Consider the following 15,449-nt stretch of genomic DNA (forward strand, 5'->3'; position numbering starts at 1 on the left):
CGCAGATTGCTAGGTTTTCACACAGTCTGGAAGAGTCCTTTTTTCAAGTACTGCTTAAATCAATCAGACGCCCGACGCTTTCGCTGCGGCGACGTCTTTGATCGACAGCTTGATACGACCGCGGTTGTCCACGTCCAATACCAGTACTTCGACCTCTTCACCTTCTTTCAGGATGTCGGTCACTTTCTCTACGCGAGCGTCGCTCAACATGGAGATGTGTACCAGGCCATCCTTGCCAGGCAGGATGTTCACGAATGCGCCGAAATCGACGATGCGCTCAACCTTGCCCAGGTAGATCTTGCCGATCTCTGCTTCTGCGGTGATACCCAGAACGCGCTGACGTGCTGCTTCAGCCGCTTCCTTGGACTCGCCGAAGATCTTGATCGAGCCGTCATCTTCGATGTCGATCGAAGCCTTGGTCTCTTCGCAGATTGCACGGATGGTCGCGCCACCCTTGCCGATCACGTCACGGATCTTGTCGGTATCGATCTTCATCGCGATCATGGTCGGAGCGTTGGCCGACAATTCGTTACGCGACTGACCGATGATCTGGTTCATCTGACCGAGGATGTTCAGGCGAGCTTCCAGGGCTTGGCCCAGAGCGATCTCCATGATTTCTTCGGTGATGCCTTTGATCTTGATGTCCATCTGCAGCGCGGTAACACCTTTGGAGGTACCGGCTACTTTGAAGTCCATGTCGCCCAGGTGATCTTCGTCACCCAGGATGTCGGTCAGAATGGCGAACTTCTCGCCTTCCTTGACCAGACCCATGGCGATACCGGCAACCGGTGCCTTCATCGGAACACCAGCGTCCATCAGTGCCAGAGAAGCGCCGCAGACCGAAGCCATGGAGCTGGAACCGTTGGACTCGGTGATTTCCGACACAACACGGATGGTGTAGGGGAACACATCAGCGCCCGGCAGCATAGCCTGTACGCTGCGGCGTGCCAGACGGCCGTGACCGATCTCGCGACGACCTGCGCCGCCCATACGACCACACTCGCCCACCGAGAACGGAGGGAAGTTGTAGTGCAGCATGAACGGGTCTTTTTTCTCGCCTTCAAGGGTGTCGAGCAGCTGTGCGTCGCGTGCAGTACCCAGGGTGGCAACAACCAGCGCCTGAGTTTCGCCACGGGTGAACAGTGCCGAACCGTGAGTCTTTGGCAGAACGCCGACTTCGATGTTCAGCGGGCGGACAGTGCGAGTGTCACGGCCATCGATACGCGGCTTGCCGTTGACGATGTTTTCGCGAACGGTGCGGTATTCGATTTCACCGAAAGCCGCTTTGACTTCGCCGGCAGACGGGCTGCCTTCTTCGACAGCCAGCTTGGCAACGACCTGGTCTTTCAGCTCGCCCAGACGCGCATAGCGGTCGGCTTTGACGGTGATGGTGTACGCCTGGGAGATCGCGTCGCCGAACTCGGCACGGATAGCGCCCAGCAGTGCAGTCGCTTCAGGCTTTGGCTGCCAGTCCCAGGTAGGCTTGGCGGCTTCGGCAGCCAGTTCCTTGATGGCGTTGATGACCACCTGGAACTCGTCGTGGGCAAACAGCACAGCGCCCAGCATCTGGTCTTCGGTCAGCTCTTTGGCTTCAGACTCAACCATCAGAACGGCTTCGGAAGTACCAGCTACGACCATGTCCAGGCTCGAAGCCTGCAGTTGCTCGTAAGTCGGGTTCAGCAGGTAGCCGGTGCTTTCGTGGAAAGCAACGCGCGCAGCGCCAACCGGACCGTCAAACGGGATACCGGAGATGGCCAGAGCAGCCGAAGTACCGATCATCGCAGCGATGTCCGGATCGATCTTCTTGCTGGTGGAAACGACTGTGCAGACAACCTGCACTTCGTTCATGAAGCCTTCTGGAAACAGCGGACGGATCGGACGGTCGATCAGGCGCGAGGTCAGGGTTTCTTTCTCGGAAGGACGGCCTTCACGCTTGAAGAAACCACCAGGAATCTTGCCGGCAGCGTAGGTTTTTTCCTGATAGTGCACGGACAGAGGGAAGAAGCCTTTGCCAGCGTCAGCCTGTTTGGCGCCGACCACAGTCACAAGTACGCTGACGTCGTCGTCAACGGTGACCAATACTGCGCCAGAGGCTTGACGGGCGATACGGCCTGTCTCGAGGGTTACGGTCGATTGACCGAACTGAAACTTTTTGATTACCGGGTTCACGGTTTCCTACCTTTCTTTGTGGCTCTTGGGGAACTGGTTTCTTGCGAATTCTTGGGCAGCGTGGGGAATCGGCCCCTTCCACAGCCCAGATAAAACTTGAGGCTGGGAGCCTGCCAGACCCACCGGGTAAACCCGACGGATCGTGACAGACAACCAACCTCTAGCAACGTCGTTATTAGCGACGCAGACCCAGACGACCGATCAGGGCGCTGTAACGGCTAACGTCCTTACCTTTCAGGTAATCCAGCAGCTTGCGGCGCTGGTTTACCATACGGATCAGACCACGACGGGAGTGGTGGTCCTTACCGTTGGCCTTGAAGTGGCCTTGCAGTTTGTTGATGTTGGCGGTAAGCAGTGCAACCTGCACTTCTGGCGAACCAGTATCACCAACAGCTTGCTGGTAGTCGGTTACGATCTGAGCTTTTTCTTCAACGCTGAGTGCCATGTGGGCAATCCTTATTTCAGGGAAGCGCTTCCGGGGAAACGTTTCCAACAGGCCGAGGACAAAACCTCGTATTAAAAAATGAGATATGACCGTGCCTGTTGACAGCCATCCTCGTTCCACCCCACTGCCAGGCTAGCCCGCCAGTGGACTGGTTCCGGTCACTCTGACCGAATCAATCGACGCGGCGCAATACGCCCGTCTTCGCTGACTTCACCGATACCGATGAAGCGACCTTCGTGATCCTGCACCCGCACCATACCGAATTTCGGTGCGTCCGGGGCGCGTACCGGCTGACCATGCAACCAGTAAAACGAACTGTGCTCGGAAAACTTCAGCAACGGCCAGTCCAGCAGGCCGCTGTCCGAAGGCATCAGGAAGCGGTCAACCGCTTCGTTGCCACCGTCGGCGTGCACTTGCTCGAGCTCTTCCAGCGTAACCGTCTGAGCCAGCGTGAAAGGCCCGGCCTGGGTACGGCGCAGTTCTGCGACGTAGGCACCACAACCGAGTTTTTCACCGATATCCTCGACCAGCGTGCGGATATAGGTGCCTTTACTGCAATCCACCGACAGACGTGCTGTCTCGCCTTCGCAAGCAAGTAATTCCAGGCGCGCAATAGTAACAGAACGGGGCTCGCGCTCCACTACTTCCCCTGCACGCGCCAGTTTGTAAAGTGGCTGCCCGTCACGCTTGAGGGCCGAGTACATGGGAGGTATCTGGCTGATTTTCCCGCGAAAGTCGGGCAGAACCGCTTCGATATCGTCGCGACCAACGGTCACCGGACGCGTGAGCAAAACATCGCCCTCGGAGTCGCCAGTGGTCGTGGTCTTGCCCAGTTGGGCCAGCGTCTCGTAGGACTTGTCCGAATCGAGCAGATACTGAGAGAACTTGGTCGCCTCGCCAAAGCACAACGGCAGAACGCCGGTGGCCAAAGGATCAAGGCTGCCCGTGTGCCCCGCCTTCTCGGCATTGAGCAGCCAGCGAACCTTTTGCAGAGCGGCGTTGGACGTGAAGCCCAGTGGCTTGTCGAGCAGGATGATCCCGCTGACATTGCGACGTATACGCTTGACCTGAGCCACCCTTTATTCCTCGGTACTTTCAGGCTTTGCATCTGGCGATGCAGGGCCTTCCTGGTGCTGACTGTCCTGCGCCACTGCGCGCTCGATCAGTGCCGAGAGGTGCGCACCACGCACGACGCTTTCGTCGTAGTGGAAGTGCAATTGAGGCACGCTGCGCAGCTTCATTTCACGGGCCAGCTGCATGCGCAGGAAGCCTGCGGCAGCGTTGAGCACCTTGATGGTCTGCGCGATGTCTTCCGCGTTGTCCTGCCCCATGACGGTCATGAAAATCTTTGCGTGACCGACATCACGGCTGACGTCTACGGCGGTAATCGTGACCAGACCCACACGTGGGTCCTTGATTTCGCGACGGATCAGTTGCGCCAGCTCGCGCTGCATCTGATCGCCGATACGTTGGGTACGGCTGTATTCTTTTGCCATGCTTGTTACCTGTTACTGATCCGGGACCAAACCCTGACAGTCTGAAAGCGGCAAACGCCCGGCCTGACAATTGCCAGACCGGGCGTTGCGTTTAGAGCCCATGGAGAAAGCGCTGCATGTACATGCGACGCCCCCACCATGACTCCTAAAGCTCGCGATTTAGAGGCTGCGAGCCACTTGGACCTTCTCGAAGACTTCGATCTTGTCACCAACCTTGACGTCGTTGTAGCTCTTGACGCCGATACCGCATTCCATGCCGGCACGTACATCGGCAGCGTCATCCTTGAAGCGGCGCAGGGATTCCAGCTCGCCTTCGAAGATAACGATGTCTTCACGCAGAACACGGATTGGACGGTTGCGGTAAACAGTACCTTCCAGAACCATACAACCTGCGATCGCGCCGAATTTCGGCGAACGGAACACATCGCGGACTTCGGCAATACCCAGGATATTCTCCCGAACGTCGCTGCCAAGCATACCGGTAAGGGCTTTCTTGACGTCTTCGATGATGTCGTAGATCACGTTGTAGTAACGCATATCCAGACCTTCCTGCTCGACAATCTTGCGTGCGCCAGCATCGGCACGCACGTTGAAGCCGAACAGTACAGCGTTGGACGCCAGTGCCAGGTTGGCGTCGCTCTCGGTGATACCACCGACACCGCCACCCACTACGCGCACTTGCACTTCGTCGTTACCCAGGCCGTTCAAGGCGCCGTTCAACGCTTCGAGGGAACCACGAACGTCAGATTTGAGGACGATATTGAGCGTCTTCTTCTCTGCCTGACCCATGTTCTCGAAGATGTTTTCCAGCTTGCCAGCGTGGGCACGGGCCAGTTTGACTTCACGGAACTTGCCTTGACGGAACAGAGCCACTTCACGGGCTTTCTTCTCGTCGGACAGCACGCTCATCTCGTCGCCAGCGTCCGGGGTACCGTCCAGGCCGAGAATCTCGACAGGGATGGAAGGACCCGCTTCCTTGACCGGCTTGCCGTTCTCGTCAAGCATGGCGCGGATGCGGCCGAAGTTCGAACCGACCAGAACCATGTCGCCCTGACGCAGCGTACCGTCCTGAACCAGAACAGTAGCAACCGGACCGCGGCCCTTGTCCAGACGGGACTCGACAACAACACCACGGCCAGGAGCCGAAGGCGTTGCCTTGAGTTCCAGGACTTCGGCTTGCAGCAAGACAGCTTCCAGCAGCTCGTCGACGCCAGTACCCATTTTCGCGGAGACCGAAACGAAAGGCGTATCACCACCCCACTCTTCGGACGTCACGCCATGGACTGACAACTCGCTGCGAATGCGGTCGAGATCCGCACCCGGCTTGTCGATCTTGTTCACCGCAACCACCAGCGGAACGCCAGCAGCAACAGCATGCTGAACGGCTTCGATGGTCTGTGGCATCACGCCGTCGTCGGCAGCAACCACCAGAATCACGATGTCGGTCGCCTTGGCACCACGGGCGCGCATTGCGGTAAACGCAGCGTGACCAGGGGTGTCGAGGAACGTCACCATGCCGCGTTCGGTTTCAACGTGGTAGGCACCGATGTGCTGGGTGATACCACCGGCTTCACCAGCCGCTACCTTGGCGCGACGGATGTAGTCGAGCAGCGAAGTCTTGCCGTGGTCGACGTGGCCCATTACGGTCACAACCGGCGCACGAGAGAACGACTCGCCTTCGAACTTCAGCGATTCCGCCAGGGAATCTTCCAGGGCATTGTCGCTGACCAGCGTGACCTTGTGGCCCAGCTCTTCGGCGATCAACTGGGCAGTTTCCTGATCCAGTACCTGGTTGATGGTCACCGGGGTGCCCATCTTGAACATGAATTTGATGACTTCAGCAGCCTTGACCGACATCTGTGCCGACAATTCGCCCACAGTGATGGTCTCGCCGATGGCAACGTCACGGATAACCGGGCCGGTAGGGCTCTGGAAACCATGCGCGTTACGCTTCTTCAGCTTGCCCTTGCCACGACCACCACGACGGAAGCTGTCGCTTTCTTCGTCGGTGGTGCGAGGTGCAACACGAGGGGCCGGAGCCTTCTCTTTGACCGAAGCACGATGCGGAGCGTTCTTGCGATCGCCGTCGCCGCCACGGGCGTTGCGGTCGTCAGCACGAGGCTTGTCAGGGCGACGTTGTTCGTCACGCTTGCGTGCATCGGCAGACGGCGCTGCGCTGGCAGGTGCCGGAGCAGCGGCTGCAGGTGCTTCACGCACAGGCTCGGCGGCAGCAACAGGTTGCGCAGGTGCCGAAGCAGGCTGGCCGGCAGCAGGCTGATTGCGCGCATCTTCTTCAGCGCGACGCTTGGCTTCTTCTTCAGCCTTTTGACGAGCGGCATTTTCTACCGCACGGCGTTCGTCCATCTCGCGCTTGCGCTCGGCTTCGATCTCTTCCGGGCTACGCTGCACAAAGACTTTCTTCTTGCGCACTTCAACGCTGATGCTCTTGCTGCCAGCAACGCGCAGGGTGCTGGTGGTCTTGCGCTGCAAGGTAATCTTGCGAGGCTCTTCCACCTTGGCCTTGTGACCGCTTTTCAGGTGCGTCAACAAGGCTTGTTTTTCGTTATCGGTCACAACTTGCTCGGCGGCGGTGTGCGGCAGACCTGCCTCACGCATCTGCTGTAACAGGCGCTCTACCGGTGTGTCGACCACTTTGGCCAGTTCTTTCACCGTGACTTGCGTCATGCACTTCTCTCCTCAGGCCGCGCCTACTTACTCGAACCAGTGGGCTCGGGCGGCCATGATCAACTTGCCGGCACGATCATCGTCAATGCCGTCGATGTCGAGCAGGTCATCTATAGACTGCTCGGCCAGGTCTTCGCGGGTAACTACGCCGCGCACCGCCAGTTCCATCGCCAAATCCTTGTCCATACCCTCAAGCGAGAGCAGGTCTTCGGCCGGATGGGCGTCTGCCAGCTTTTCCTCTGTAGCGATGGCTTTAGTCAACAAACGATCCTTGGCACGAGCGCGAAGCTCGTTGACGATATCTTCGTCAAAGCCGTCGATGTTGAGCATTTCTTCCAACGGTACGTAGGCAATCTCTTCCAGGCTGGTGAAGCCTTCATCAACCAGCACCTGAGCCAGTTCTTCATCGACTTCGAGCTCTTCGATGAAGTTGCGCAGGATGTCACCGGTTTCAGCTTGCTGCTTGGCCTGGATGTCCGATTCGGTCATTACGTTCAGGGTCCAGCCAGTCAACTGACTGGCCAGACGAACGTTCTGACCGCCACGACCAATAGCCTGGGCCAGGTTGTCCGCGCCTACCGCGATGTCCATTGCATGAGCGTCTTCATCTACGATGATTGCAGCTACTTCTGCAGGGGACATTGCGTTGATCACGAACTGCGCAGGGTTATCGTCCCAAAGCACGATATCCACACGCTCGCCACCCAGCTCGCCGGAAACAGCCTGAACTCGCGAACCGCGCATGCCGATACAGGCACCTTGCGGATCGATTCGTTTGTCCTTGGAGCGAACAGCGATTTTCGCACGAGAGCCCGGGTCACGAGAGGCAGCCATCACCTCGATGAGACCTTCGGCAATTTCCGGCACTTCAATGCGGAAAAGCTCGATCAGCATCTCTGGCGCAGTACGCGACAGAATCAGCTGAGGGCCACGGTTTTCAGTACGAATTTCCTTCAGCAGAGCACGGACGCGAACACCGACCCGGAAAGTTTCCCGGGAAATGATGTCTTCACGAGCAAGCAAGGCTTCGGCATTGTTACCCAGATCAACGATGACATTGTCACGTGTAACCTTTTTAACAGTACCAGAAATGATTTCACCCAGACGCTCACGGTAGGCATCGACTACCTGAGCACGCTCGGCTTCACGAACTTTCTGCACGATGACCTGTTTTGCGGTCTGTGCAGCAATACGACCAAATTCGATGGAATCGATTTTCTCTTCGATCAGGTCGCCTGCAACGGCACCAGGCTTTTTAGCCTGAGCCTGATCGACGGCCAGCTCGTAAGCAGGATCGTCCAGATCTTCGTCTTCGACGACTGTCCAGCGACGGAAAGTCTCGTAGTTGCCTGTTTGGCGGTTGATCTCTACACGCAGTTCAACTTCGTCTTCAAAACGTTTCTTGGTAGCAGTGGCCAGAGCCAGCTCCAGCGCTTCAAAAATTACACTTGCCGGAACGCCCTTTTCATTGGACACCGACTCAACAACCAGCAGTACTTCTTTGCTCATCGTACGCCTCGCCTTTCGCAAGCCATTGGATCCGCGGGATCCGCAGTAACCGGCACGTATCAGTCAAACGTGGGAATAATGTTGGCCTTGTCGATCAAGTCGATCGGCAACAGAAACTCATGGTCTTCAACCTGCACCACGACATCCTGCTCCTCCACCCCGCGGAGAAGGCCTTGAAAGTTGCGTCGACCTTCGAAAGGCGAACGCAGCTTTATTCTTACTTGTTCCCCGGCGTACAAAGCGAACTGCTCGATAGTGAACAGCGGGCGCTCCATGCCAGGAGAAGAGACTTCAAGGGTGTATTCGGTGCTGATCGGGTCTTCTACGTCCAACACACCGCTGATCTGGCGACTGACGATTGCGCAGTCGTCTACCAGAACACCACCTTCTTTATCGATATAAATACGCAGCACCGAATGCTTGCCCTGGGAACTGAAATCGATCCCCCAGCATTGATAGCCAAGCGCCACGACCACAGGGGCCAACAAGCCCTGCAACTGTTCTAGCTTGCTCGACACCTGAACCCCCTCGTACATGCTTTAGAAATAAAAAAATGGGCAAAAGCCCATCCCTGAAAACGCCGCTGAACATCGGCGTCACGTACTGTCCAGCTAACAAAAAGCCCCTTAAAAGGGGCTCCGCTAAAACTGGTTGCGGGGGCTGGATTTGAACCAACGACCTTCGGGTTATGAGCCCGACGAGCTACCAAACTGCTCCACCCCGCGACAAAGCTGGGGCGGAAGTATACGACCGATCCATTGCTGGGTCAATCCAACATCCACCTACAAGAAAGCCCGCTAATGCGGGCTTCCTTGTTAATTGGTACCGAGAAGGGGACTCGAACCCCTACACCCATTGGGCACAACCACCTCAAGGTTGCGTGTCTACCAATTCCACCACCTCGGCATTACAACTCTTTGGCGATCTCGCAAAAACATCGCCGAATTCTTTTTTACTTCTTCTCTGGAGCCTGAGGTGCATCAGCAGGAACAACTGCTGGCTTTTGCTCTTCGAGAACCGGCACATCACCTGCCGCCGGCTTTTGCTTCACTTCCAGTACTGCAGGGTCTGGCAAACCTACCTGAGTCAGCTGTTGAGCTTTCTCTTTAGCAAAGTAACCTAACCCCAAGCTGGTTATGAAAAAACATGCGGCAAGTATAGCAGTAAACTTACTGAGAAAGGTAGAGGTTCCTTGACCTCCGAAGACAGTATTTGATGCACCTGCTCCGAAAGACGCACCTGCGTCCGCACCTTTACCCTGCTGCAGCAATACCAGAGCGACAACGCCCAGAGCGCCCAACAGGTGAAAAACGATTACGACTGTTTCCAGCATTTTTTCAGTTTCCCGCGGCGCGACAGATCGCACCGAACTCATCTGCATTCAGGGACGCTCCACCAATGAGCCCCCCATCGATATCCGGCATGCTGAAAAGCTCGACCGCATTGGCCGCCTTCACGCTGCCGCCATAGAGAAGTCGCACGCCTTGTGCGACTTCGGCATTCTCTTTTGCCAGTTGCGCACGAATTGCTGCGTGCACCTCCTGCGCCTCTTGAGGCGAAGCGGTCAATCCGGTGCCGATGGCCCAGACTGGCTCGTAGGCAATTACTGCATTGACCAGCGCACCAATACCAAACTCTGCAATGACGCTGTCAAGCTGACGCCCGACAACTTCAAGCGTTTGCCCTGCCTTGCGCTCTTCAAGCGTCTCGCCTATGCAAAGCACAGGGGTAAGACCGCTTGCCTGTATCGCTGCGAACTTCTTGTTGAGCACCTCATCCTGCTCGCCAATCAGCTGACGACGCTCCGAGTGCCCGACGAGTACCAGCTTGCAACCGGCATCAGCCAATTGGCTCGATGCGATTTCGCCGGTCAGTGCGCCCTGCTCAGCCTGAATGGCTGCATCCTGCGCACCGACAATGATCGACGTACCCTGAAGGCCCTCGATCACTCGACTGGTAAACAGGCTTGCAGGCATTACGGCGATATCGACGCTGCCAGGCAACGCCTGCTTGACCAAACCCTCGATCAGCTCAGCGACGCTGGCGCGGGTACCGTGCATTTTCCAGTTACCAGCTACCATTGGGCGACGCATGCTACACCTCGTGGGTCAAAGTGGGCGCAGATGTTACCCAACACTTCCGACACTGGCAAGCCGAAATCAGGCGCAAACTTCAGCAACCAGTTTTGCGAGCTCTTCGGCGTACGCCCTGACCTGCGCTTCGTCCTCACCTTCAACCATCACCCGCACCAGAGGCTCTGTGCCGGATTTGCGCAATAGCACCCTGCCACGCCCCGCCATCTGTTCGGTGACGCGCGCACAGGCTTCCTGCACCGACGGGTGGGTAACCGGGTCGACACTGGAACCCTCGAAACGCACATTGATCAGGATTTGCGGGCACTTGCGCAATTTCAGGCGCGCCTCGGCAAGGCTGATGCCGCTGCGACGCAAGGCAAGTATCACCTGCAGCGAGGCGATAATGGCGTCACCGGTGGTGGCATGCTGGAAACACACGATGTGCCCGGAGTTTTCACCACCGATCTGCCAATTGCGCTCAAGCAGCTCGGCAATCACATAACGGTCGCCAACGTTGGCCCGCACGAAGGGAATATTCTGTTCGGCAAGAGCGAGCTCAAGACCCAGGTTACTCATCAGCGTGCCGACAACACCTCCCTGCAAGCGGCCACGCTCGTGCAGATCGCGCGCAATGATGTAAAGCAGCTCATCGCCATCAACGATGGTCCCGGTGTGGTCGACCATCAGCACTCGGTCGCCGTCACCATCAAAACCGATGCCCATGTCCGCGTGCTCCGCAACCACAGCGGCCTGCAAGGCCTCCATGTGAGTAGAGCCGCAGTCCTTGTTGATGTTGAGCCCGTCAGGCTGCGCCGAGAGCACCACAACCTGCGCCCCCAACTCACGGAAGACGTTGGGCGCCACCTTGTAAGTCGCGCCGTGCGCGCAATCGATCACCACCTTGAGCCCGGCAAAATCGGTACTGGTCGGCACGCTGCTCTTGCAGAATTCGATGTAACGCCCGGCAGCATCGTTGATCCGCGAGACCTTGCCGAGGTTTTCGGACTCGGCCACGGTCATCGGTGCGTCGAGCAACTCCTCGATCATCATTTCGATCTCGTCAGGCAGCTTGGTGCCCTGGCCGGAGAAGAACTTGATGCCGTTGTCGTAGTGCGGATTGTGCGAAGCACTGATGACGATGCCTGCTTCGGCATGAAAAGTGCGCGTCAGATACGCGATGGCAGGTGTAGGCATCGGCCCCAGCAGCAGCACGTCAGCGCCCGCCGCAGAAAGCCCTGCTTCCAGTGCAGATTCGAACATGTAGCCGGAAATACGCGTGTCCTTGCCAACAAGAATGCGGCAGGCGCCCATCTTGCGAAAGGCCATGCCTGCAGCCCAGCCCAGTTTCAGCATGAACTCGGGTGTAATCGGGAATTGCCCTACACGACCACGAATGCCGTCGGTTCCGAAATATTTTCTGGTAGTCATGGATGCCCCACTGTTTTTATTCAGCTGCCTGGACAGCTGCGATCATGCGCACCACGTCAGCCGTTTCGGCGACATCGTGCACACGTAGAATTCTTGCCCCTTTGGTCATCGCCAGGGCGGCCAGGGCCAGCCCTCCAGACAAGCGCTGATCTACGGGCCGTCCCAGCACTGCACCGATCATGCTTTTGCGCGAAACCCCCACCAACAGCGGCCGACCCAGCGCGTGCAACGCTTCCATACGCCTGAACAGGCTCAGATTATGTTCCAGCGTCTTGGCAAAACCAAAACCCGGATCAAGGATGAGCTGTTGCCGATCAATCCCCGCGGCCACACACTGATTCATGCGCTCCAGCAGGAAGGCACTGACCTCGCCCAGAAGGTCCTCATAGTGCGGATCATTCTGCATGGTGCCCGGCTCGCCCTGCATATGCATCAGACACACCGGCAAACCGGTGCTTGCAGCCGCCTCAAGCGCGCCTGGACGCTGCAACGAGCGAACGTCATTGATCATGCCAGCGCCCAGCCCTGCCGTCGCCAGCATGACCTCAGGCGTTGACGTATCAACCGAGATGATCACATCGAGTTCACGCGCAATAATCTCGACAACCGGCGCTACACGCTCGACTTCTTGCGCAGGAGACACCGGGCGTGCGCCCGGACGGGTCGACTCGCCACCGACGTCAATCAGCGTGGCACCGGCCAGCACCATGGCTTCTGCATGACGCAGGGCAGCATCGAGCTGGCTGTAACGGCCGCCGTCGGAGAACGAATCTGGAGTCGCGTTGAGGATGCCCATCACATGGGTATGGGCCAAATCAAGAACCCGGTTGCCGCAAGGCAACCGGGTTGGGTACAGCGCAGATGTCATGTCAGACCTTAATGCTCAGCAGCAGGACCGCCAATAGGCGTTTCCGGACGAGGATCAGGTGTGATCGGAGTACCGTTGGTACCTGAACCGCCATCCCAGTCACGCGGCTCGCGCGGTGGGCGACCGGTCATGATGTCATCGATCTGATCAGCATCGATGGTCTCGTACTTCATCAACGCGTCGGCCATCGCTTCAAGCTTGTCGCGATTGTCCGTCAGCAGCTGCTTGGCGGTGCCGTAGCAGTGGTCGATGATGCTGCGTACTTCCGAGTCGATCAGCTTGGCGGTGTCGCCGGAAACACTGGAATTCTGGCTGCCGCCGCGCCCCAGGTAACCACCATCTTCGTCTTCAGAGTACATCAATGGACCCAGCTTTTCAGACAGGCCCCATTTGGTGACCATGTTCCGGGCAATCTGGCTGGCACGCATGATGTCGTTGGACGCACCCGTCGTGACGCCATCAAAGCCCAGGGTCATTTCTTCAGCGATACGACCGCCGTACAACGAGCATATCTGGCTGATCAACGCACGCTTGGACAGGCTGTAACGGTCTTCTTCGGGCAGGAACATGGTCACACCCAAAGCGCGGCCGCGAGGAATGATCGACACCTTGTAGACCGGATCATGCTCGGGCACCAGACGACCGACGATGGCGTGACCCGCCTCGTGGTAAGCCGTGTTGCGTTTTTCCTTGTCGGACATGACCATCGATTTGCGCTCGGCGCCCATCATGATCTTGTCCTTGGCCAGTTCGAATTCCTTCATTTCGACGACACGCTTGCCGGAGCGCGCAGCGAACAGCGACGCTTCGTTGACCAGGTTGGCCAGATCGGCACCGGAGAAACCCGGAGTACCGCGAGCGATAACGCCTGGATTGACGTCCTCACCCATAGGCACTTTGCGCATGTGGACCTTGAGAATCTGCTCGCGACCACGAATGTCCGGCAGACCCACCACAACCTGACGGTCGAAACGGCCTGGACGCAGCAATGCAGGGTCCAGTACGTCAGGACGGTTGGTCGCGGCAATGACGATGATGCCGTCATTCATTTCAAAGCCGTCCATCTCTACCAGCAACTGGTTGAGGGTCTGCTCGCGCTCGTCGTGACCACCACCCATGCCGGCACCACGATGACGACCGACCGCATCGATTTCGTCGATGAAGATGATGCAGGGCGCGTGTTTCTTGGCTTGTTCGAACATGTCACGGACGCGGCTTGCACCGACACCCACAAACATTTCGACGAAGTCGGAACCGGAAATCGTGAAGAACGGCACTTTGGCTTCGCCGGCAATCGCCTTGGCAATCAACGTCTTGCCGGTACCCGGAGGACCAACCATCAGCACGCCGCGCGGAATTCGACCACCCAGACGCTGGAACTTGCCAGGATCACGGAGGAACTCGACGAGCTCGCCGACTTCTTCCTTGGCTTCGTCACACCCTGCAACATCCGCCAGGGTGGTCTTGACCTGATCTTCAGACAACAGACGCGCCTTGCTTTTGCCAAAGCTCATCGGGCCGCCTTTGCCGCCCGCTCCGCCCTGCATCTGGCGCATGAAGAACATGAAGACCGCGATGATCACCAGAATCGGGAAGCTGGCGACCAGCAACTGGGTCCAGATGCTCTGCTGTTCGGGCTGCTTGCCTTCGACCACAACGTTGTTGCTGACCAGATCGCCGATCAGGCCATTGTCCGGAATGTTCGGACGAATGGTCTTGAAGGTGTCACCGTCACTGCGCTTGCCCGTGATCACGTAGCCATCGACAGAAACCTTCTCGACCTTGCCATCCTTGACCTGCTGGATGAACTCGGAATAGTTGAAGTTCTGCGGCTCGTTAGGGCTTGAGAAGTTGTTCATCACCGTCACAAGGACAGCCGCGATGATCAACCACAGGATCAAATTCTTTGCCATATCGTTCAATTAGCTACCCTCTGAAGCAAGCTCCACGCAGCAAGCGTGCCTCGCATGATATTCACTGGCCTAACTTACTACAGAACCTACAGATACGGCAGACACCGTCTGTAACCCTTTGTGAAACTTTGACACCATAATGTTCGTTGATGCCGCACTGGCGACGCCATTTGAAAAAAGCTATCGCGCTCTATCAAAAACGTTCGATGCTGGCTGCGCCATCGATTCCGCGAAAACCACGAGCCAGCAGGTATTGCTCGCGCGATCGGTCGCGGGACGACGAAGGCTTGCGCATCTGCACCTTGTCGAACAGCTTGCGAATGTCCTTGTGGTAAATATCGAAGCCTTCACCCTGGAAGACCTTGATCAGAAAATCGCCACCGGGACGCAGTACCCGACCGGCAAGGTCGAGCGCCAATTCACAGAGAAACATTGCACGCGGCATATCGACAGCGCTCAATCCACTCATATTGGGGGCCATATCGGAAATCACAAGGTCTACCTGCGTATTACCGACGGCTTCAAGAATCTGCTCAAGGATGGCGTCCTCGGTGAAATCCCCCTGAATGAAGGTCACGTCCGGGATGCTGTCCATCTCAAGAATGTCGGAAGCGATCAGGCGACCTTGACCACCGATCAGACGACTGGTCACTTGCGACCAGCCACCCGGCGCAGCGCCGAGGTCGATGACGGTCATGCCGGGGCGGATGATCTTGTCCTTTTCCTGAATCTCGAGAAGCTTGTAGCTGGCACGCGAACGGTAGCCGTCCTTCTGCGCCATTTTGACGTACTTGTCGTCGAAGTGTTCTTTGAGCCAGTTATGGCTTGTCTTGGAACGGGCCACAGGGCACCTCAAAAATA

13 protein-coding genes and 2 tRNA genes are annotated in these 15,449 nt (G+C 57.4%); all 15 read right to left on the reverse strand.

Annotated elements, in window-relative coordinates; all coding sequences use genetic code 11:
- Positions 1 to 63 precede the first annotated feature (63 nt).
- The 15 genes from pnp to rlmE all read right to left on the reverse strand — a co-directional run bounded on the left by pnp (position 64) and on the right by rlmE (position 15,432).
- The gene (gene pnp, locus PSPTO_RS23230; RefSeq protein WP_003377508.1) at positions 64 to 2,169 is read right to left on the reverse strand and encodes a polyribonucleotide nucleotidyltransferase; all 2,106 of its coding nucleotides are present in this window, start codon (positions 2,167 to 2,169) and stop codon (positions 64 to 66) included.
- 175 nt (positions 2,170 to 2,344) lie between these two features.
- Positions 2,345 to 2,614 carry a 30S ribosomal protein S15 gene (gene rpsO / locus PSPTO_RS23235; RefSeq protein WP_002555121.1) on the reverse strand — a complete coding sequence of 90 codons (270 nt, stop codon included), beginning with the start codon at positions 2,612 to 2,614 and terminating at the stop codon, positions 2,345 to 2,347.
- Between the two features lie 158 nt (positions 2,615 to 2,772).
- Positions 2,773 to 3,690 (reverse strand): tRNA pseudouridine(55) synthase TruB, encoded by a 918-nt coding sequence (gene truB / locus PSPTO_RS23240; RefSeq protein ID WP_005766456.1) that lies wholly within the window; start codon positions 3,688 to 3,690, stop codon positions 2,773 to 2,775.
- Between the two features lie 3 nt (positions 3,691 to 3,693).
- Positions 3,694 to 4,110: a 30S ribosome-binding factor RbfA gene (gene rbfA / locus PSPTO_RS23245; RefSeq protein WP_003377505.1), complete on the reverse strand. Its 417-nt coding sequence runs from the start codon at positions 4,108 to 4,110 to the stop codon at positions 3,694 to 3,696.
- A gap of 159 nt (positions 4,111 to 4,269) precedes the next feature.
- Positions 4,270 to 6,795, reverse strand: coding sequence for a translation initiation factor IF-2 (infB, locus tag PSPTO_RS23250; protein ID WP_003377503.1), 2,526 nt, complete (start codon positions 6,793 to 6,795; stop codon positions 4,270 to 4,272).
- 27 nt (positions 6,796 to 6,822) lie between these two features.
- Positions 6,823 to 8,304, reverse strand: a complete 1,482-nt coding sequence (gene nusA, locus PSPTO_RS23255; RefSeq protein WP_005620402.1) for a transcription termination factor NusA — start codon at positions 8,302 to 8,304, stop codon at positions 6,823 to 6,825.
- 59 nt (positions 8,305 to 8,363) lie between these two features.
- Positions 8,364 to 8,822: a ribosome maturation factor RimP gene (rimP, locus tag PSPTO_RS23260; protein ID WP_024419631.1), complete on the reverse strand. Its 459-nt coding sequence runs from the start codon at positions 8,820 to 8,822 to the stop codon at positions 8,364 to 8,366.
- A gap of 130 nt (positions 8,823 to 8,952) precedes the next feature.
- A tRNA-Met gene (locus PSPTO_RS23265) sits at positions 8,953 to 9,029 on the reverse strand.
- 95 nt (positions 9,030 to 9,124) lie between these two features.
- Positions 9,125 to 9,210: transfer RNA gene (locus tag PSPTO_RS23270), tRNA-Leu, on the reverse strand.
- Between the two features lie 46 nt (positions 9,211 to 9,256).
- Positions 9,257 to 9,637: a preprotein translocase subunit SecG gene (gene secG, locus PSPTO_RS23275; RefSeq protein WP_005766452.1), complete on the reverse strand. Its 381-nt coding sequence runs from the start codon at positions 9,635 to 9,637 to the stop codon at positions 9,257 to 9,259.
- Between the two features lie 4 nt (positions 9,638 to 9,641).
- Positions 9,642 to 10,397 carry a triose-phosphate isomerase gene (tpiA, locus tag PSPTO_RS23280; RefSeq protein WP_005739097.1) on the reverse strand — a complete coding sequence of 252 codons (756 nt, stop codon included), beginning with the start codon at positions 10,395 to 10,397 and terminating at the stop codon, positions 9,642 to 9,644.
- Positions 10,398 to 10,463: 66 nt separating this feature from the next.
- Positions 10,464 to 11,807 (reverse strand): phosphoglucosamine mutase, encoded by a 1,344-nt coding sequence (gene glmM / locus PSPTO_RS23285; RefSeq protein WP_005766449.1) that lies wholly within the window; start codon positions 11,805 to 11,807, stop codon positions 10,464 to 10,466.
- A gap of 16 nt (positions 11,808 to 11,823) precedes the next feature.
- Complete coding sequence (gene folP / locus PSPTO_RS23290) at positions 11,824 to 12,675, reverse strand: dihydropteroate synthase (RefSeq protein WP_011105022.1); 852 nt, start codon at positions 12,673 to 12,675, stop codon at positions 11,824 to 11,826.
- Between the two features lie 8 nt (positions 12,676 to 12,683).
- On the reverse strand, positions 12,684 to 14,588 hold the full coding sequence (gene ftsH, locus PSPTO_RS23295; protein WP_011105023.1) for an ATP-dependent zinc metalloprotease FtsH: 1,905 nt from the start codon (positions 14,586 to 14,588) through the stop codon (positions 12,684 to 12,686).
- Positions 14,589 to 14,781: 193 nt separating this feature from the next.
- On the reverse strand, positions 14,782 to 15,432 hold the full coding sequence (gene rlmE / locus PSPTO_RS23300; RefSeq protein WP_005620411.1) for a 23S rRNA (uridine(2552)-2'-O)-methyltransferase RlmE: 651 nt from the start codon (positions 15,430 to 15,432) through the stop codon (positions 14,782 to 14,784).
- Positions 15,433 to 15,449: the final 17 nt, after the last annotated feature.

This window comes from Pseudomonas syringae pv. tomato str. DC3000, assembly GCF_000007805.1.
Classification (GTDB): Bacteria; Pseudomonadota; Gammaproteobacteria; order Pseudomonadales; family Pseudomonadaceae; genus Aquipseudomonas; species Aquipseudomonas avellanae.